The 18,472-nt window shown below is 63.1% G+C and carries 13 protein-coding genes; 6 read left to right on the top strand and 7 right to left on the bottom strand.

Annotation, left to right across the window (positions count from 1 at the left end; translation table 11 throughout):
* Nucleotides 1-543: 543 nt before the first annotated feature.
* Nucleotides 544-1,839 (bottom strand): lipopolysaccharide biosynthesis protein, encoded by a 1,296-nt coding sequence (locus tag E5X88_RS30395; protein ID WP_292167777.1) that lies wholly within the window; start codon nucleotides 1,837-1,839, stop codon nucleotides 544-546.
* A gap of 197 nt (nucleotides 1,840-2,036) precedes the next feature.
* Between E5X88_RS30395 and E5X88_RS30390 the strand changes: the two genes are divergently transcribed.
* The 4 genes from E5X88_RS30390 (at nucleotide 2,037) to E5X88_RS30375 (ending at nucleotide 8,597) form a co-directional block, all read left to right on the top strand.
* Nucleotides 2,037-4,622 carry a Wzz/FepE/Etk N-terminal domain-containing protein gene (locus tag E5X88_RS30390; protein WP_292167785.1) on the top strand — a complete coding sequence of 862 codons (2,586 nt, stop codon included), beginning with the start codon at nucleotides 2,037-2,039 and terminating at the stop codon, nucleotides 4,620-4,622.
* A gap of 259 nt (nucleotides 4,623-4,881) precedes the next feature.
* On the top strand, nucleotides 4,882-5,781 hold the full coding sequence (gene folD / locus E5X88_RS30385; protein WP_292167776.1) for a bifunctional methylenetetrahydrofolate dehydrogenase/methenyltetrahydrofolate cyclohydrolase FolD: 900 nt from the start codon (nucleotides 4,882-4,884) through the stop codon (nucleotides 5,779-5,781).
* A 54-nt stretch (nucleotides 5,782-5,835) separates the two neighbouring features.
* The gene (locus E5X88_RS30380) at nucleotides 5,836-6,798 is read left to right on the top strand and encodes a GlxA family transcriptional regulator (protein WP_292167775.1); all 963 of its coding nucleotides are present in this window, start codon (nucleotides 5,836-5,838) and stop codon (nucleotides 6,796-6,798) included.
* A 143-nt stretch (nucleotides 6,799-6,941) separates the two neighbouring features.
* The gene (locus tag E5X88_RS30375; protein ID WP_292167773.1) at nucleotides 6,942-8,597 is read left to right on the top strand and encodes a VWA domain-containing protein; all 1,656 of its coding nucleotides are present in this window, start codon (nucleotides 6,942-6,944) and stop codon (nucleotides 8,595-8,597) included.
* A 108-nt stretch (nucleotides 8,598-8,705) separates the two neighbouring features.
* Here E5X88_RS30375 and E5X88_RS30370 read toward each other — a convergent pair whose 3' ends face one another.
* The 4 genes from E5X88_RS30370 to zwf form a co-directional block, all read right to left on the bottom strand.
* On the bottom strand, nucleotides 8,706-9,161 hold the full coding sequence (locus E5X88_RS30370) for a DUF3788 domain-containing protein (RefSeq protein WP_292167772.1): 456 nt from the start codon (nucleotides 9,159-9,161) through the stop codon (nucleotides 8,706-8,708).
* 323 nt (nucleotides 9,162-9,484) lie between these two features.
* Nucleotides 9,485-11,329, bottom strand: a complete 1,845-nt coding sequence (edd, locus tag E5X88_RS30365; RefSeq protein ID WP_292167771.1) for a phosphogluconate dehydratase — start codon at nucleotides 11,327-11,329, stop codon at nucleotides 9,485-9,487.
* Nucleotides 11,330-11,401: 72 nt separating this feature from the next.
* Complete coding sequence (gene pgl, locus E5X88_RS30360; RefSeq protein WP_292167770.1) at nucleotides 11,402-12,118, bottom strand: 6-phosphogluconolactonase; 717 nt, start codon at nucleotides 12,116-12,118, stop codon at nucleotides 11,402-11,404.
* Nucleotides 12,100-13,569, bottom strand: coding sequence for a glucose-6-phosphate dehydrogenase (gene zwf / locus E5X88_RS30355; RefSeq protein WP_292167769.1), 1,470 nt, complete (start codon nucleotides 13,567-13,569; stop codon nucleotides 12,100-12,102). Before zwf ends, pgl begins: the two co-directional genes overlap by 19 nt.
* Before the next feature lie 309 nt (nucleotides 13,570-13,878).
* Here zwf and E5X88_RS30350 point away from each other — a divergent pair, with 309 nt between their 5' ends.
* Nucleotides 13,879-14,625 carry an SDR family oxidoreductase gene (locus tag E5X88_RS30350; RefSeq protein ID WP_292167783.1) on the top strand — a complete coding sequence of 249 codons (747 nt, stop codon included), beginning with the start codon at nucleotides 13,879-13,881 and terminating at the stop codon, nucleotides 14,623-14,625.
* Nucleotides 14,626-14,748: 123 nt separating this feature from the next.
* A complete protein-coding gene (locus E5X88_RS30345; RefSeq protein ID WP_292167767.1) occupies nucleotides 14,749-16,017 on the top strand; it encodes a Mur ligase family protein in 1,269 nt (422 codons plus the stop codon).
* A gap of 48 nt (nucleotides 16,018-16,065) precedes the next feature.
* Here the strand turns inward: E5X88_RS30345 and E5X88_RS30340 are convergent, their stop codons facing one another.
* Together E5X88_RS30340 and E5X88_RS30335 are read right to left on the bottom strand one after the other, a co-directional pair.
* Nucleotides 16,066-16,890: an SH3 domain-containing protein gene (locus E5X88_RS30340; protein WP_292167765.1), complete on the bottom strand. Its 825-nt coding sequence runs from the start codon at nucleotides 16,888-16,890 to the stop codon at nucleotides 16,066-16,068.
* Nucleotides 16,891-17,091: 201 nt separating this feature from the next.
* Nucleotides 17,092-18,378, bottom strand: coding sequence for an FAD-binding oxidoreductase (locus E5X88_RS30335; RefSeq protein ID WP_292167781.1), 1,287 nt, complete (start codon nucleotides 18,376-18,378; stop codon nucleotides 17,092-17,094).
* Nucleotides 18,379-18,472 lie beyond the last annotated feature (94 nt).

Here is an 18,472-nt window from a genome sequence, read left to right as displayed (position 1 = left end):
GCTCGCGAGCGGCTTCGCTATCGCCGACCTACACCACGCGGTGGGACACGACCCATTTTTCGAGTGAGCGACCAATCTCTCGCTATAACTTCGATGGTGTCGTCTCGAAAATACAACAAGAAATGTCGTGACTTCGGACTGTCTGGCGATAGAACCTCCCAATTGAGGTCGTCGATTGCCCGGCCGTCGCCGATCACCTCGTAGAACTCCCCCCATTTTGGAGCCTGATTGCTGGAACGGCCTTCACCCGCAAACCACGCGTGATCGCCTGAGGCGTCCCACCGCCAACTTCCACAGCCAACGAATCGGAGTGTTACGATCTCTCCCTCTCTGGTGTCGTGGGTCGATGGGTTCAAAAGAAAGGAAAGCTGAACTGTATCGCTCTCGACGGTTAGCGTTACGTCAGGAGCAGTAGGCTCGGCGTTCCAATTAGGGGTTCAGGTGCCGGAAAGATAACGCGGTCATGCACCGATATTGCATGTCGAAAGGGCAACTTTCCACCCGTCTCGGCCATTGGCAGCACCCACCCGATCGAATTCGACCCTAGACCGGTTTCGCCGGTTTGCGCATTGCCGAATAGGTGAGCAGCGCCGAGGCGAGATAGAGCAGCAGGAAGACGATGTTGAGCGACAGCACCAGATCGGGCGTGTCCAGGATCGTGGTCAGGGCATAGGTCAGCAGAACCGCCTTCAGACCGGCGAGCAAGGCGAGGTTGATCGCCCGCACCAGCGTCTGGCCGCGCGCGAACAGGAGCTCGGCCTGGTATTCGACCAGGTTGCGCAGGCCCGGCACGCAGATCGCCAGCGCCACCAGGGGAGCGGCCTCCGCAACGTTCCTGCCCAGCGCGTTGGGGAAGAAATGCAGCACAATGGCGAGTGCCGCCAGCGCCAGCGTCGAGACAAGGAACACGCCGGCTTCGATGCCGCTCTTGACCGAAAGACGTGACAGAAGTTCCGGCGCCCGCATCATGCGCTGCACCAGCATCATCGAGAAGGTGCGGATCGGGATCGCGGTCAGGTCGACCAGCCGCATGATGATCGCATAGATGCCGGCGAGGTGCGGTCCGCCGATCGCCAGCACCAGCAGCTTGTCGAATTCCATCTGCAGATAGAACAGCACCTCCGCGCCGGCGACATAGATGGAATCGGTAAGCCGCCGCAGGTAGAGTTCCAGCCGCAGCCGCAGCCTCTGGCGCGGATAGAAAAATCCGAAGGCGATGAGCAGCGAGGCGGCGTTGGCGCCGATATAATACCAGGACCAGACGCCTATGGTCGGCTGCGCCGCGAACATGAACAAAACGGCCCCGAGCGCCCGCAAGGCCGTCGCCATGATCGTTAGCAGGGCGGCGCGGCCGAATTTGCCGAGACCGTTGTTGACGATCAGCGCCACCTCGACCGGCCGCCACAACAGCGCCTCGGCAAACACGATCGCCGCAAAGACCGACAGCGGCACGGTGCTGGCAAAGAAGATCAGGTAGACGCCGTAGGAGGCGGCAGCCAGCAACGGCAGCGATATCACGCCAAGCAGCAGGAAGCCGGCCGTGAAGGTGCCGATCAGATTGGGGCGGATGGTGGCGGTTCGGTAAAGCGCCGAGATGAAGCCGAAGGCGAGGATGCGTGACAGCATCACGCCGGCCGCCGATGTTGTGGCGAACATGCCGAACTCGGCGATGGACAGCGTGTTGGCCAGCGCGATGAAATAGGCGAGCGAAAACACCAGCCGCCCGCCCGCGCCGCTGATCGCTGAAAGATAGTCGCGAACCAGCCCCCGTCGCTCGGCCACGAAAGCGCCGATCCGGGCGAGGGGCCGCCTTTGCGGGATGTTGCCAGCCTGAGTCATGTGTCGGGGAAAGCATAGGCGGGAAAGTTTAACGCGCGGTTCTGAGGGCTTCGGTTGCGTTCAGAAGCATGCAACCGAAGAGGGAAACAGCGTCTTCAGGGGCTCGGAAATTAACCTTTTGTTTCCTATGCTTGTTTAGCGTGGTTTAACGAATGGCTGACCGCGCGTCCAAGCCGCCAAGGGCAAGCTCCACGACAATGGCCGACAGGGAAAACCGTGAAGATTGGAAGCGCGAGCGGTCTCTACTGGCGCTGGGCCAGGCGATACGCGGCGAAGAAGAAGCTGAACCATCGCTGGTTTCGATCGGCGATCGGGCGAACCCGTCATGGCGCGAGGATGCCGCCACGCGCCATCGTCTCGCGCGCTTGCGCCGCGAGGCGCGAGCGCACCCGGAACTCTCGGCAACCCCAGAATTCTCGGCAACCCAGGAACCGACTGTAACCCCGGAATTCCCGGCAAACGACGTGACAAGCCAGTCTCAGCCGGAACATGCCTCCGCTTCGGCCGCCCGGATGCCGCTTGAGGCGGATGAGGCCGTTGAAGCGGGCTATGCTGACGCCAGGCCGCGGGAGGAGCCGGTTGCTGCCGGTTTTTCCCAGGACCGCCGTTCCGATGCCGATCCTCGAGACGCCGCGTTCGACCCTCGATACGCCGCGTCCGATCCCCGATACGCTACGTTCGATCCCCGCTACTCGGCGTTCGAACCTGGATATGGCCGTGACGAGCAACGGTCTTCCCGTGAGGATGACGACGGACAGGAATGGAAGCCGTTGATCGATCCGATGCAGGTCGTCCGCGGCATTGCCCGTTCGAAACTGCTGATCGTCACGATGACGATACTGGGCACCGCGCTTGGCGTCGCGATCGCGCTGTCGACGCCGAAGAAATATGAAGCCACCGCGGAACTGATCGTCGATCCGCGCGACCTGAAGCTCACCGACCGCGATCTCACCCAATCGGTGGTTGCGTCCGACGCCACACTGGCCATCGTCGAAAACCAGGTTCGGGTGCTGACCTCCGGCACCGTTCTCAACAAGGTCGTGGACAAGCTCAATCTCGCCAACGATCCGGAGTTCAACGGGCAAGGTACCAGTGGCCTGGGCGTCATGGAGTTTATCCGGTCGGTCCTGTCGCGCAATGATGGGACGGGCGCCGATGAGGACCGCCGCCGTGCGCTGGCCGTCGGCAATCTGGCCGAGAGCCTTTCGGTCGAGCGCGGCGGCAAGACCTTCGTCATCTCCGTCAGCGCCACCACGCAAAATGGCGAGAAGTCGGCTCTCATCGCCAATACGATGACGGACGTTTTCCTGCAGACCTTCGGTCAGATCCAGTCCGACACCGCTGGCCGCGCGACCAACGAGCTGACGGCCAGGCTCGACGAATTGCGCAAGGGCGTGGAAGCGGCCGAGCGAAAGGTCGAGGATTTCAGGGCCACGCATGACCTCGTCGACGCGCAAGGCCATCTGATCAGCGACGATGAGATGCTCAAGCTCAACCAGCAGCTTGCCATCGCCCGTGCGCGCACGCTGGAACTTAACGCCCGCGCGGCGTCGGCGCGCTCGATCGACGTCAATTCGGTTCTGAGCGGCACCTTGCCGGAGGAGATCAACTCCAACACCATGAGCGAATTGCAATCGCAATATGCGACGCTCAAGCAGGAGGCCGATCGCGCCGCGATCCGGTTCGGGCCACGCCATCCCGAGCTTCAGGCGCTCAATGCCCAGCTTGCTGGGTCGCGCGAGCGCATCGCCGCGGAACTGCGCCGCATCGCCTCGTCCCTGCAGGTCGACCTGAAGCGTGCCGTGCAGCTCGAACAGGATCTGGCCTCCCGCCTGGCGCAATTGAAGGTTCGCAGCGGCGACGTCAACAGCGACCTGGTCACCCTGCGCGAACTGGAGCGCGACGCCACTGCCAAGCGCTCCGTCTACGAACAATACCTTCTGCGCTCCAAAGAGACCGGCGAGCAGAAGGACATCAACACGGCCAACATCAACGTCATTTCCAAGGCCTTCGCTCCGCTCGAGCCGAACGGACCGTCGCGCGCCGTGATAATGCTCGTCGGGCTGTTGGCTGGCCTGGCCTCCGGTGTCGGCCTCGGCGGCATGCGCGGCGCCTATGAGAGCCTGCGTGAGACCGCCAATTCGCGCTCGCGCCGCAGGACGGACGAGCGCCGGACGCCCATTGAAGACAAGGCATACCAGGCGTCGCCGCCGCCCGTTCCGCCGGTCGAGGCGACCAGGCGTTCAGGGCCGTTCGGCACGCTGCTCTCGGCCGCGGGCAGGATCATGCCGCGCAAGGCCCGGGAAGACTCTGCCGGCACGCGTTCCACGGGCTCACCGGCCAGTGGCTCACCGGCAACCGCCGAACGCGCGAAGCGGGATCCGGCCTACCCCGAGTCGTCGTCTCCCCTCGCGCCGCGTCGGCCAGTGCCTGCCGGCTACAAGCAGCCGCAAGTTCGGCAAGGCGCCTATGGTCCGCAACAGGCGATGTATCCGGCTTCGCATATGCAGGCGCACCCCTATGCGCAACCGCCGCTGGGCTATCCCTGGCAGATGCCGTCGCCAGCCGACTACCCCTATCCGCCAGCGATGGCGTCCTATGCCGGACAAGTGCCTTATCCGCAGCAGCAGCCGGCCCATCCTCAGGCCTCGTCGGCCGATGCAAATCGGGCTTCGGAAGCCGCTGAACAAAAAACCTCGATCGAGGAAATCCGGGCCAGCCTGCGCGAATTCCGCGAAGCGGTTCGCGAACTCACCGAAAGCCGATCGCGCCGCTATTTCTGAACCCGGGATAGAGCAGCCGAACAGAATAAAAGCCATCGGTTTCGAGTTAACGGCATGAGACGGCGCTCTGACGGGATTGCCCGGTCGAATTTTCGTGAAAATGCCGCGCTTGATGTGTCATCCAAAAGCCTACTCCCGGTCTGACCGAGGGTGGGCGGTGGTTGGGACGACGACATGTCTGGGATAAAGCTCCAATGCGCGCCGCATCGATCCTTTCAGACGCGACGCTCTTTGGAGGGAACGGTGTTGAGGGTGATTCATGGCCGAAGTGATTGACGGAAAAAACGTCGCCGAAGACGTGGTGCGGCGGGTCAAGGCCTTGACGGCCGAACTGTTGGAAAAGGGCGCGCTGAAGCCTGGTCTCGCGGTGGTCATCGTCGGCGAGGATCCGGCGAGCCAGGTCTATGTCGCTTCCAAATCCCGCACCGCCAAGGAATGCGGCTTTCATTCGGTCCAGCACACGCTGTCCGCCGGGACCTCCGAACAGGAACTGCTTGATATCATCGGCGAACTCAATGCCGACCCGGCCATCAACGGCATCCTGGTGCAGCTTCCGCTGCCTGGCCATATCGATGCGGGCAAGATCATCCAGGCGATCGCGCCGCAAAAGGACGTCGACGGCTTCCACTTCATCAATGTCGGCAAGCTCGGCACCGGCGAACTGGAGACGGCCTTCGTGCCTTGCACGCCGGCCGGCTCGATGCTGCTGATCGAGCGCGTGCGCGGCAAGGATCTTTCCGGCCTCAATGCGGTGGTCGTCGGCCGCTCCAACATTGTCGGCAAGCCGATGGCCAATCTTCTGCTTGCCGCCAACTGCACCGTCACCATCGCGCACAGCCGCACGAAGGACCTGGCCGCGCTGGCGCGCACCGCCGACATTCTCGTTGCCGCTGTCGGGCGACCTGAAATGGTCAGGGGCGACTGGATCAAGCCGGGCGCCACCGTCATCGACGTCGGCATCAACCGCATCGCGGCGCCCGAAAGAGGCGAAGGCAAGACCCGCCTCGTCGGTGACGTCGCTTATGCGGAAGCGGCGACGACGGCCGGCGCCATCACGCCGGTGCCTGGCGGTGTCGGGCCGATGACCATTGCCATGCTGATGGCCAACACGCTAGCTTCCGCCTATCTCGCGGCCGGATTGAAACGGCCGTCCTTCTGAACCTGGAAAGCCGCAGTTTTGCCGAACCTCACTGTTCCCTCAGAGCGGCCGGTCATGAACGATCCCGTTCAGGGCGGCCGGCAGTTTGGGTTCCTGCTGGTGGACAAGTTTTCCATGTTCTCGCTGGCCGCCGCGATCGATACGTTCCGGTCGGCGAATCGGCTGCTCGGCCACGACTTCTATGGCTGGACGACAGTGTCGGCCGACGGCGATGCCGTCATGGCCTCCAACGGCCTGCCACTCAAGGTCGACTACGCTGTCGCCGATCTGCCGCCGGTCGACATCCTTTTCGTCTCGGTCGGGCTGACGACCGAATTCCCGGGCAAGAGCAAGGTGCTGGCGGCGCTGCGCAGCTGGGGCCGGCGCGGCAACGCGCTCGGCGCGCTGTCGGTCGGCTCCTATCTGCTCGCCGAGGCAGGCCAGCTCGACGGCTATCGCTGCACCATCCACTGGGAAAATCGCGCCGGCTTCGTCGAGCGGTTTCCCGACATCAACTGCACCGGCAACGTCTTCGAGATCGACCGCAAGCGCTACACCTGCGCCGGCGGCACCACCTCGATCGACCTGATGCTGGAGATCGTGCGCAGCGATTTCGGCTCGAGCCTCGCCAACGGCGTCGCCAACCAGTTCCAGCACGAGCGCATCCGTTCCGCCGGAGATCGCCAGCGTGTCGGGCCGGAACGCGACCTGACCGGCAAGTCGGAGAAGCTGCGGCGCACCGTCGAGCTGATGGCCGATCATCTCGACGAGCCGCTGTCGGCGGTGCAACTCGCCAAGTCGGCCGGTCTGTCGGTGCGCCAGGTCGAGCGCCTGTTCCTGCGCCACCTCAGCGTCACGCCCGGCCGCTATTACATGCGGCTCAGGCTCGAGCGGGCGCGCGAATTGCTGCGCCAGACCAACATGCCGATCCTCGATGTGGCGATCGCCACAGGCTTCACCTCACACTCCTATTTTGCCCAGAGCTACCGGCTGCAATTCGGCCGGCCGCCTTCCGAAGAGCGGCGCACGACATATTGAGTCGGCCGGTCGAGTGGCCCAGTCGAGTCGGTCTGGCTCGATCTTGTGGTCGACCCTCCCACGCCCGGCATCCGGGCTTGTGTCCTGCCCCTGCGTCAAATAGCTTCCCCGGACTGGCGGTGACTGACGAGGGGAAGATTTTCATGGCGGGACTTGCACGGAGCGTCGCTGCCGCGATGCTCCTGTTATGGATGACGACGCTCGGCCTTGCCGCCGACCGTGTCATCGTCATTCTCGATGCCTCCGGTTCCATGTGGGCGCAGATCGACGGCAAGCCCAAGCTCGAAATCGCCCGCGAATCGTTGCGAACGGTGCTGCAGTCGGTCCCTGCCGACAGGGAAATCGGCTTCATGGCCTATGGCCATCGCGAGAAGGGCAGTTGCGAGGATATCGAGCTCATCGTGCCGCCCCAGGCCGGCTCGGCAAGTGCCGTTTCCGCTGCCGCCGACAGCCTGAAATTCCTTGGCAAGACGCCGCTGACATCAGCCGTCGAGCAAGCGGCCGAGGCGCTGAAATACACCGAGGACAAGGCAACCGTCATCCTCATCACCGATGGGCTTGAGACGTGCAATGGCGATCCGTGCGCGCTCGGCAAGGAACTGAAGGCTGCCGGCGTCGACTTTACCGTGGACGTCGTTGGCTTCGGCCTGACCGCGGACGAGGGCAAGCAGGTCGCCTGCCTCGCCGACAACACCGGCGGCAAATACATCCAGGCCTCCGACGAGCAAGCACTGCAGGACGCGCTGGCCGAAACCATTGCCGCCGCACCGGTGCCCGAACCAGCGCCGGCGCCGCCGCCGGCTCCCGAGCCGGAAAAGCCGGAGTTCAACTTCGTGCCGGCCGTGGTGCTAGCCGAGGGCGGCGATCCCATCACCGACGGCAATTCCTGGGAGATCTACAAGGCAAGGTCCGACGGCACGCGCGGCGATTACGTCACCACCGAGTACGGCGCCTACGAGGGCAATCTGGAGCCGGGCGACTATATCGTCGTTGCGGGCTATGGCGAGGCCAGGACCGAACAGAAGACCGAGGTCGAGGCGGGCCAGGTCTACAACTCCCTCTTCATCCTGAATGCCGGCACGCTCATCCTTCATCCCAGGCCAAGTGAGGGAGCGGATGTGGCCGATGGCGCGGCTGTCGTGATCGCCTATCCGGGCGTCGATATGCCCGCGACCTACTATGGCGACACGAAAGTCGTGTTGCCGGCCGGCGACCAGAAAGTGACAGTCAAGATCGGGAAGGGCGAGGTCACCGAAACCATCCAGCTCGCTGCTGGCAGGATCATCGACAAGGATATCATCGTCGGCGTCGGACATGTCATTGCCAACGCCTATTATACTGCCGGCGGCGACAAGGCCGACGGTTCGGGCATCGGCTTCAAGGTATTCAAGGCAAGGAAGAAGATCGACGGAACGAGGCAAGAGGTGACCTATGCCTATGGCCCCGACAGCAAGTTTGATCTGCCGCCCGACGACTATGTGTTGATTGCCGAGGTCGACCTTGCCGTTGTCGAGCAGCCGTTCAGCGTCAAGGTCGGCGAACATCAGGATGTGAAAGTCGCCTTGAACGCCGGCGTGCTGGCGGTCACCGCGCCAGGCGCCTCGAAGATCGAGATTTTCAATCCGAAGAAGGACCTCAACGGCAACCGCAAATCGCTCGGTTACGCCTATGACGAGAAGTATCAGGCGGCGCTGCCGGCCGGCGACTACGTGGTCGTCTCGGAGAAGTCGGACAACAGCTCCAAAGAGGGCACGGTGACGATCAAGGCCGGCGAGCGCGCCGAACTGACGGTCCAATAAGGACGTAATTCGACGCCAGTGTCGATTGCTCGCGGCGGAAACCAGGCCGGTCAGTCTCGTCGATCCGATCGGAACGATCAGGTAGCGGACGAACCTGCCGTTAGGGCCTCAGGCAATTGCGCGGCGCGGGCGTTTGAGCGCCAGTAGCTCTGTCACGTCTTGCCGTTCCTCTGCGGAGGAAATCCCGATCTTCAGCCATTTGCCATCGTGATACGTTTCGGCCTCGTCATAGAGCGCCATGAGGCGAGGACTCAATTTGTCTCGCTGCGCTCCGGCTTTTTGCCTCTCTGCCGCTCCCAACACGACCACGGCAGAGAACGCCCGGTATTCAGGAAGAAACGTGCAGAAAGCCTTGGATTTCTTATAGCGCAGCGACCAGCCGTGCTTCTTGCCGCCATAAATCCAGTCAGGGGCGAATACGCCGGGGTATGAAGCTTCGATCCAGTCTCGCAGCGCGGTCCAGTGCTCGAACGCCTCCGGCCCGATCCAGTCGCGGATCATCGCGTCATCCGGCGGTGCCGATTTATCGGCGAGGCGGTCTCCGATCTGGGGTGAGTGTTCCAAGCTGCTTTCCTCCTAATCGCTGCATCATCGCAAATGCCGCAATGGCCGGAAAGGGCGGTGGGCTCAATCGAGCCATTCATCTTATCGGACGCCAATGACAGCAACGGGTCATGGGCGTGAATTCGGCCCGGGGGGGCGAACGCGCTTCCGCTTAGGGGTCGGACTTTGCCGTTTCTGGAAGACGCAGAAGCGCTCGATCCCGCTCCCCGCTGCATCGGCTACGAATGACCGGTCACGAGTGATAGGCCAATAATGACTCAAAGGTAACATAGTGACCAAAAAGGCAAAATCGCGTGGCAATCGACAGCCAGCGCCGCCCTTTTTCACTGCAGTGCCAATTCCACCACGTCGTTTCCGAAGGCGCTGGCGCCATGGTCGGCGCGGCCCACCATTTGCCGGAATCCAGCGAAAAGCTCCCGGCCGAAGCCGAATTCATTGCCGATGAGATCGGCGTCCGCTGCCCGGCGCAGCGCGAAATCACCTGCCGGCACCAGCACTTGCAGCGTTCCGGCCTCGGCATCGAGCCTGATGATGTCGCCGTCATGGATTCTGGCGATCGGCCCGTCCTCGATCGCCTCCGGCGTCACATGGATCGCCGCCGGCACCTTGCCAGAAGCGCCCGACATGCGTCCGTCGGTGACCAGCGCGACATGCTGGCCGCGATCCTGCAGGACGCCGAGCACGGTGGTCAGCTTGTGCAGCTCGGGCATGCCGTTGGCCTTGGGGCCTTGAAAGCGGATGACGGCGATGAAATCGCCCGTCAGCGAACCGGCCTTGAACGCCTCGTTCAGCCCTTGCTGGCTGTCGAACACCTTTGCCGGCGCCTCGATGATGCGCCGTTCCGGTTTCACCGCCGATGTCTTGATGACGGCGTGGCCGAGATTGCCTGAAAGCATTTTCAGCCCGCCTGTCGGCTGGAACGCCTTCTTGAACGGCGCCAGCACCTTCTCGTCGCCGCTTTCGCGCGGCGAGGCTTCGCGCACGACGCCGCCATCGGCGCCGAGCTTGGCTTCGACCGCATAAGGCCGCAGTCCCTCGCCCCATACCGTCTGGACGTCCTCGTGCAGGATGCCCTCGTCGAGCAGTTCGCGGATCAGGAAACCCAGCCCGCCGGCCGCGTGAAAATGGTTCACGTCGGCAAGGCCGTTCGGATAGACCCGCGCCAGCAGCGGTACGGCTTCGGAAAGGTCCGAAATATCCTGCCAGGTAATGGCGATGCCGGCCGCCGCCGCCATGGCGATCAGATGGATGGTGTGATTGGTCGATCCGCCGGTGGCGTGCAGGCCGACGATGCCGTTGACGATCGAGCGCTCGTCGATCATCCGGCCGACCGGCGTGTAGGCGTTGCCGAGCGCGGTGATCGCCAGCGCCCGCTTCGTCGCTTCCCTGGTCAGCGCGTCGCGCAGCGGCGTGCCGGGGTTGACGAAGGAGGCCCCGGGCATGTGTAGGCCCATGATCTCCATCAGCATCTGGTTGGAGTTCGCCGTGCCGTAGAAGGTGCAGGTTCCCGGACCGTGATAGGATTTGGACTCGGCCTCGAGCAGTTCGGCTCTTCCTGCCTTGCCTTCGGCATAGAGCTGGCGGACCTTGGCCTTCTCGTCGTTGGGCAGGCCCGTCGTCATCGGCCCGGCCGGGATGAACACCGCCGGCAGATGGCCGAAGGTGAGTGCGGCGATCACCAGTCCCGGCACGATCTTGTCGCAGACGCCGAGATAGACGGCCGCGTCGAACATGTTGTGCGACAGGCCGATCGCCGCGGCCATGGCGATCACGTCGCGCGAGAACAGCGACAGCTCCATGCCGGGCTGGCCCTGCGTGACGCCGTCGCACATCGCCGGCACGCCGCCGGCGACCTGGGCAATGCCGCCGGCCTCGCGCGCCGCATCCTTGATCAGTGCCGGAAACGTCTCGAAAGGCTGATGCGCCGACAGCATGTCGTTATAGGAGGTGATGATGCCGAGGTTCGGCACCCGATCGCCGCCGAGCGCCGCCTTCTCCGAAGGGCTGCAGACGGCAAAGCCATGGGCGAGATTGCCACAGGAAAGCACGGCCCGGTTGGCGGTACGGCTCGAGGCCTCGGCGATGCGGCCCAGATAGGCCTCGCGCCCAGGTCTGGAGCGTTGGCGGATACGCTCGGTGATGGCTTCGATGTCGCGTCTCGCAGTCATGGCGTCGGTCCTTTCGAGCGAGGTCCCGGGAGCACCTGACGGCTGTCTGCCGGAACCCTCGGCAAGTTGAAATCAGGGTGCCCAGAAAACCTCTACGGGCTTCTCAGCTGCGTCGAACACGGCGCGAATGGGCTTTTGCGTTCCCGCTCCCATCGCGCTTTCGAATGCCTTGCGCTTGTCTTCGCCCTCGATGTGCAGTGCGACGAAGCCGGCTTCGACGATCCGCGCCAGCGACAGCGTCAGGCGCGGCTCGCCGGCGCTTGTCGCGTGAACCGGAAGCACGACCATTTCCGAGGACGGGTCGAGCAGTTCCTCGAGATTATCGGCATCCGGAAAGAACGAGGCGGTATGGCCATCGGTTCCCATGCCAAGCACGACCACATCGAGAGGCCAGGGCAGCGACCGCAACATCCTGCTATCGGTCTCCGACGCATCCTCGATGCTTGCCGCCTCTTGGTAGAGCGGCACGAAACGTGCGGCTGCGGCCGCGTTCTGCAAAAGATTGACGGCGACCAGCCCGGCGTTGGAGCGCGCAGAGGAGGCCGGCACGCAGCGCTCGTCGACCAGCGTCACCGTGACCTTGTTCCAGGCGATCGGGATGTTCGAAAGCGATGCGAAGAATCTCGCCGGCGTCGTGCCGCCGGAAACAGCGAGCAGCCCTGTGCCGCGCTCGGCGATTGCATCGGTCAGGCGGCCTGCGACGTGGCCGGCAAGTGCTGCCGCCAAGTCCTGGCGTTCGGCGAATGCGTGCCAGTTGTAGGCGGCGCCGTTCAATTGCTCTCGTGCCATGTCCGCCCGTCGCGTTCGATCAGCGCAATCGAGGCCGAGGGCCCCCATGTGCCGGCCGTATAGCCCTGCGCCTCTTGCCTTGCGCTTTCCCATGCGTCCTGGATCGGGTCGATCCATTGCCATGCCGCCTCGACCTCGTCGCGGCGCATGAACAGGGTCTGGTTGCCACGGATGACATCCATGATCAGCCGCTCATAGGCATCGGGCGCGCGACCGTCGAAGGATTGCGCGAAGCTCATGTCGAGCGGGATCTGGCGCAGCCGCATGCCGCCAGGCCCCGGATCCTTGATCATGATGAACTGCTTGACGCCTTCGTTGGGCTGCAGCCTGATGACCAGCTGGTTGGCGAAGATTGGCCCGGCGCTGTCGCCGAAGATCGAATGCGGGATCGGTTTGAATTCGATGACGATTTCCGAAACGCGGGTCGCCAGCCGCTTGCCGGTCCTGAGGTAGAACGGCACGCCCGACCAGCGCCAGTTGCCGATCTCGGCCTTGATCGCGACGAAGGTCTCGGTGTTGCTGTCCTTGCCGAGTTCCTCGACATAGCCTTTCACCGGCCCGCCCGCCGAGGCGCCGGCACGGTACTGGCCGCGCACCGTCTGCTTCGGCGCGCCATTGCCGTTGATGCGCGTGAGCGCCCGCAGCACCTTCAGCTTTTCGTCGCGCACGGCATCGGCGTCCATCGACGACGGCGCCTCCATGGCGACGAGGCAGAGAAGCTGCAGCATGTGGTTCTGCACCATGTCGCGCAGCGCGCCGGCCTTGTCGTAGTAGGTGACGCGGTCCTCGAGACCGACCGTTTCGGCCACGGTGATCTGTACATGGTCGACATTGGCGGAATTCCACAGCGGTTCGTAGAGCGCATTGGCAAAGCGCAGCGCCATCAGGTTCTGCACCGTCTCCTTGCCGAGATAGTGGTCGATGCGGAAGATCTGGCTTTCATGGAAATCGTCGCCGACCAGATCGTTGAGCGCGCGCGCCGAGGCGAGATCGCGCCCGATCGGCTTTTCCAGCACGATGCGCGAATTCGGCGTGATCAGCCTGTGCTCCTTCAGCTTGTGCGAGATGTCGCCGAACAGCGCCGGCGCCACCGCCAGGTAGAAGGCACGGATGCACTCGCTGTCGCCGATCGCCTCCTTCAATTTGTCGAAGCCTGCGCCGCTGGTCGCGTCGGCCGAGACGTAGGAAAGGCGGGCAAGGAACGTCGTCAGTTCCTTGGCGTCGATGTCGGCCGGCTTCACATGGTCGGAAATCGCCTGCTTCGCGAAAGCCTGGAATTCCTCGTCGGTCATTTTCGAGCGCGAGGTGCCGATGATGCGCGTCGGTTCGGAAAACTGATGGTCGCGCTGGCGATGATAGAGCGACGGCAAGAGCTTGCGTTCCGACAGATCGCCGGTACCGCCGAAAATGATGAAGTCGAAAGGGTCGACGGGAATGATCTGGCTGGTCATGGTCTATCCGCTTTGACGCCGGTCGCTGTAACGCGGCTGATATATTCTAATCGATTTAAATTTTCCAGTGCCAACGGTGTCACACCCCGAGGCCAATCGACCTTTACCGATTGAGCCTGAAATGTGCTCTTGACACTGGCGCAACCCGGAGGCTTGTCGGCGAGCGAGGGCTCCAGGAGGCTTCGCAAGTGCAGCATAGAGTGGGATCTAAGCGAAAGCCAAAGGAGAATCGAGAGTGGAGATCGGTCTTTCGACGGCCATGACCGGCGGCTGCCGGAACGGTTGTCTTCAATCATGAGCGAGAAACGCATGCGCCTGGAAAACAAGGTCGCCATCATCACCGGCGCCGGGTCGGGCTTCGGCGAGGGCATGGCCAAGCGCTTTGCCGAGGAGGGCGCGAGGATCGTTGTCGCCGACCTTAACGCCAAGGGCGCCGAACGTGTGGCCAGCGAGATCGGCAAGGCGGCGATCTGGACCCAGACTGATGTCTCGTTGCGCTCCGAATTCGACGAAATGGTCCATGCCACAACGAGCGCCTTCGGCCGCATCGACATCATGGTCAACAATGCCGGCTACACCCATCGCAACGGCGACATGCTCGAGGTCGACGAAACGACCTTCGACCTGATCGCCGCCGTCAACATGAAGGCGATCTACCACGCCGCGCTGGCAGTCGTGCCGATTATGGACCGGCAAGGCGGCGGCGTCATCCTCACCACGGCGTCGACCGCCGGCATCAGGCCGCGGCCCGGCCTCACCTGGTACAACGCCTCTAAGGGCTGGGCGATCACCGCGACCAAGTCGATGGCGGTGGAGCTCGCGCCGAAGAACATCCGCGTCAACTGCCTGTGTCCGGTCGCCGGCGAGACCGGCATGCTGGAAAAATTCATGGGCGCCGACACACCCGAAATTCGCGAGAAATTCCGCGCGTCGATCCCGCTTGGCCGGCTTTCGACGCCGCTCGACATAGCCAACGCGGCGCTCTGGCTCGCTTCGGACGAGGCGGCTTTCATCACTGGCGTGGCGCTGGAGGTCGACGGCGGACGTTGCATCTGAACCGCCCGGCTATGTCGGGTTTCAAGTTTGACTTGGCCGTTCATCGCAAGCCATAAGTCGCTTGTGGGCTTTGGGGGCGGTGGTGCGATGAACGCAAAATTGCGGAAAATTCGCAAAGATCTGGTGCAACGTCTCAAGGTTTACAAGGCAAGACGCGCCCGAACCAAAAGCAAGGCGACCTTCATCGGCATAACCGGAAGTTCCGGCAAGTCGACGGTGACCGAACTGCTTGGGCACATTCTGGCCGGCCACGGCTCGGTGCATACCCAGGTCCTCGCCAATTCGATCAGGGCGCTGGTCAACATGTTGTCAAAGCGCGCTCTTACCGGGATCGACTACGTCGTCTTTGAAGCTGGAGCCAGTGGAACCGATACGGTCAAGCCGATGGGGGATATGCTGCGGCCGCACGTGGCTGTAGTCACCATGGTTCGCCTCGAACATTTTACAGCCTTCAGGACGTTGGAGAATGTCGCTCGGGAAAAGCGCATGTTGATCGATGCGCTGCGGCCGGGCGGCCTCGCTGTCCTCAACGCGGATGACCCCCATGTCATCGCCATGGCTTCCCCCACCCAGCACCGCGTCGCCACCTTTGGCAGGTCGGAATGGGCAGATTACCGTGTGACCGACATCCACGCCGCCTATCCCGACAGGCTGACGTTTTCGATCCACTGGCGCGGCGGCGTCATTGAGCTCAGAACGCCGTTCCCGGCCGAACATTTCTGGCTGCCGACCGCCGCTGCCGTTGCTGCAGCACTTGAACTCGGCGTTCCCCAGGAAAAAGTGGCGGCCAGGGTGGCGACACTCCAGCCACTGGCAAATCGATGCGAGGTGTTTGTCGTCGACAGCGGCCCGCAATTCATCCTCGACGCCGCCAAGGCGCCCTGGCATTCGATCCATCTTGCCTTCGACATGATGGCCAGGGCCACCGTCGAACGAAAGCGCATCGTTCTGGGACAGATTTCAGACTATGCAGGCTCGACCAGAAAGTACCATTACGCCTACAAGACCGCCCGTGAAATTGCCGATCAGGTCATTTATGTCGGTGACAATGCGCACCGCTCGGGAGCCGGGCAAGACGATCGTGACGCCGGCCGCTTTCATGAGTTGCGTACGCCCAGGGAGGTCTCCGACCATATCGAGCGGACGGCCGTGGCCGGCGAGCTGATCCTGCTCAAGAGCTCATCCAATCTTCATCTCGAACGGATCGCGCTGGCCTGGAAGCATGACGTCAAGTGCTGGGTTCCCGTCTGCGGTAAGCGGGAAGGGTGCGTCATGTGCGGTCTGTTCGAAGTCCCGTTCGAAGAGCATCGCAACCATGTCAGGGGACGCAGGCGTGCCAGACGATGGCAGCACTTTCGGCGCCTGCTTGGCGCTGGCACGGAACCCATCTGAGTCTTGGTGCGACGTCAAAGGATCGCCTGCCCCAGGGGATCGCCTGCCCTAGGCACCGGTCTTGATAAAGCTCTTGTAGATCCAGCCGCGTTTGCCGTTGTAGATGATCTGGCACCATTTCTTGCAGCCCATCACCTGAACCGGGGTCTTGGCGGGAACGGTGACTATGGCGGCCGCATTCTTCTTCGGTCCGGTGCGCATGGTGACGGCTCTGAGGATGCGTCCGGTGTCTGCTGCGCTCACGTCCTTGGCCTCGACTTTCGCCTGGCTGCCATCGGCCTGCGTTGCTGCCGGCAATTGCGGCTTCGGGGTGGGAATGGCGGCGGTTTGCGCATCGTCAGTCGCCGTTTTGCCAGGAGCAGCGACTTTGGCAAACAATGCTGCGGCTTTGTTTTTCGCTGCCGGATCGGCGAACGCCGCCATGGACGGCTTATCTGCCGCTTGTTCGGCCCGGCCTGCCATCCGGCCGGACTTGGTCTTCGATCCTGATCCTGTCCAGCGGGGATCATTGGGCGCCAGCGCCGATATCTCGGCCTCCGCCGCAATCGCCGCCGTCGAAACCACGTCGGTCTTATCAGTGGCCTGCTGCACCGCGGCGATCCCCGAGGCAGCGGCTGGCACGATCTCCGTTGTCTTTACTGGAACGCTTGGAACCGCCTGCTCGGAACTTGCGACTGCCTGTCTCTCGTTGGCCGGCAATGCCAGCCACAGCGCCACCGCGGCAACGCCAAGCAGCGCTGCTGTGCCAAGCGCGGCGATGACCAGATGCAAGTTCGACCGGACTTTCTGCCAGAACCTTGGCCGCATGTCGTAGCCAAACTGCATCGCAAAGCGCCGTCGTTCCGGCACGCCGAAACTGAAGGGCTCTCTCACTCTTGCAACCTCCATTTGCGGGTCGACATTCGACCAGTGCCGGAAGACCGGCGTTCGATCGGTCCCAAAACCAAAAGCGGGCAGGCCCGCAAAATTCCCCCGTTCAACTGCCCACAGCCTTCATCTTTTGCCGGCGAATGTGGCATCACTGCGCCCTTGCAGGGGATTCTGCACTCTTGCGAAGGATTCCGCAATCTGTGGTTATATCCGATCCCTCAAGGCATACCAGTTGAGCGCGAGAAAGAGCAGAGGCGCGCGGAAACGTCGGCCACCGGGAAAGGCCGGGATTTTCAGATCCTCGATCAGTCTCAGCCGATCCCGGTTACCGGCAACGGTTTCGGCATAGAGCTTGCCGAAAAGGTTCGACAGGAGGACGCCGTGGCCGGAATAGCCGCCGATCGAGATGACATTGGGCATCACTTCGCGCACGAATGGCTTTCTCGGCATCGTGATGCCGACATAACCGCCCCAGCCATGGGAGATCTCGACATCCCTGAGGTCAGGGTAAAGCTCGGCGATCTGCCGGCGGATATGGATATGGATGTCCTTCGGATCATTGACGGCATAGATCTCGCGCCCGCCGAACAGCAGCCGCCCATCCGCCGATTTGCGGAAGTAGCGCACGACGAAGCGGGAATCATCGACCGCCTCACCGCCCGGCAGCACTTTTGTGTCAGCTCCCAGCGGCACTGTCGCGCCGATGAAGGAGCCGATCGGCATGATGTGCGCGGCACTCACCGGCTCGAGCGTGCCGCCATGGGCGTTGACGCCGATCAGGCATTTCTCGGCTGATATCGTGCCTTTCGGCGTCGTAACCTTCACTTTGCCGCCAAGGGACGCGATGCCGGTCGCCGGCGTCTGCTCGAACAGCTGCGCGCCCGCCTGCGCCGCCACCTTTGCCGTGCCGATCACCAGCTTCAGCGGATGGATGTGCCCGGTGCCGGTATCGCGGGTACCGCCGAAGTAGCGCGTCGAGCCCAGCCGCTCCGCCGCCTCCTTCGCGTCCATGAAGGTGATGTGCGGATAGCCGAAGCGGTTCGCCATGATCTCGGCATGCGCCTTGTAGTCGTCGACATAGCGCTGCTTGTGCGCCAACGACAGCTGGCCGGGCATGTAGTCGATCTCGATCTTGTTGGCGGCGGCGAACTCGAGGAGATGCGCCTTGGCCTCTTCGGCGAGGTCGAACAGCGTCTTGGCACGGGAAAAGCCGTATTCCGCTTCCAGTTCCTCGGCCCAGGCGCGCTGGCCGGTGCCGAGCTGGCCGCCATTGCGGCCCGATGCGCCGTCGCCGAAACGATGCGCCTCGATCAGCACGACATTGCTGCCCGCCTTGGCAAGGTGCGCCGCCGCCGACAGGCCGGTGAAGCCGCCGCCGACGATGACGACGTCGCATGTCCGGTCGCCGTCGAGCGCCGGGTATTCGGGCCGTGCGCCGGCGGTGTCCTCATACCAGGAGCGGCCGGGGGAGATCGGGGATTGGTAGGGCATGATGAGCGACGGGGTTAGGGGAGTAGGGGAGTAGGGCAGTAGGGCAGTAGGGCAGTAGGGCAGTAGGGCAGTAGGGCAGTAGGGCAGTAGGGCA

It is taken from the genome of Mesorhizobium sp., assembly GCF_004962245.1.
In the GTDB taxonomy this organism is placed as follows: Bacteria; Pseudomonadota; Alphaproteobacteria; order Rhizobiales; family Rhizobiaceae; genus Mesorhizobium.
This window is presented reverse-complemented; position numbering and strand designations above follow the sequence as displayed.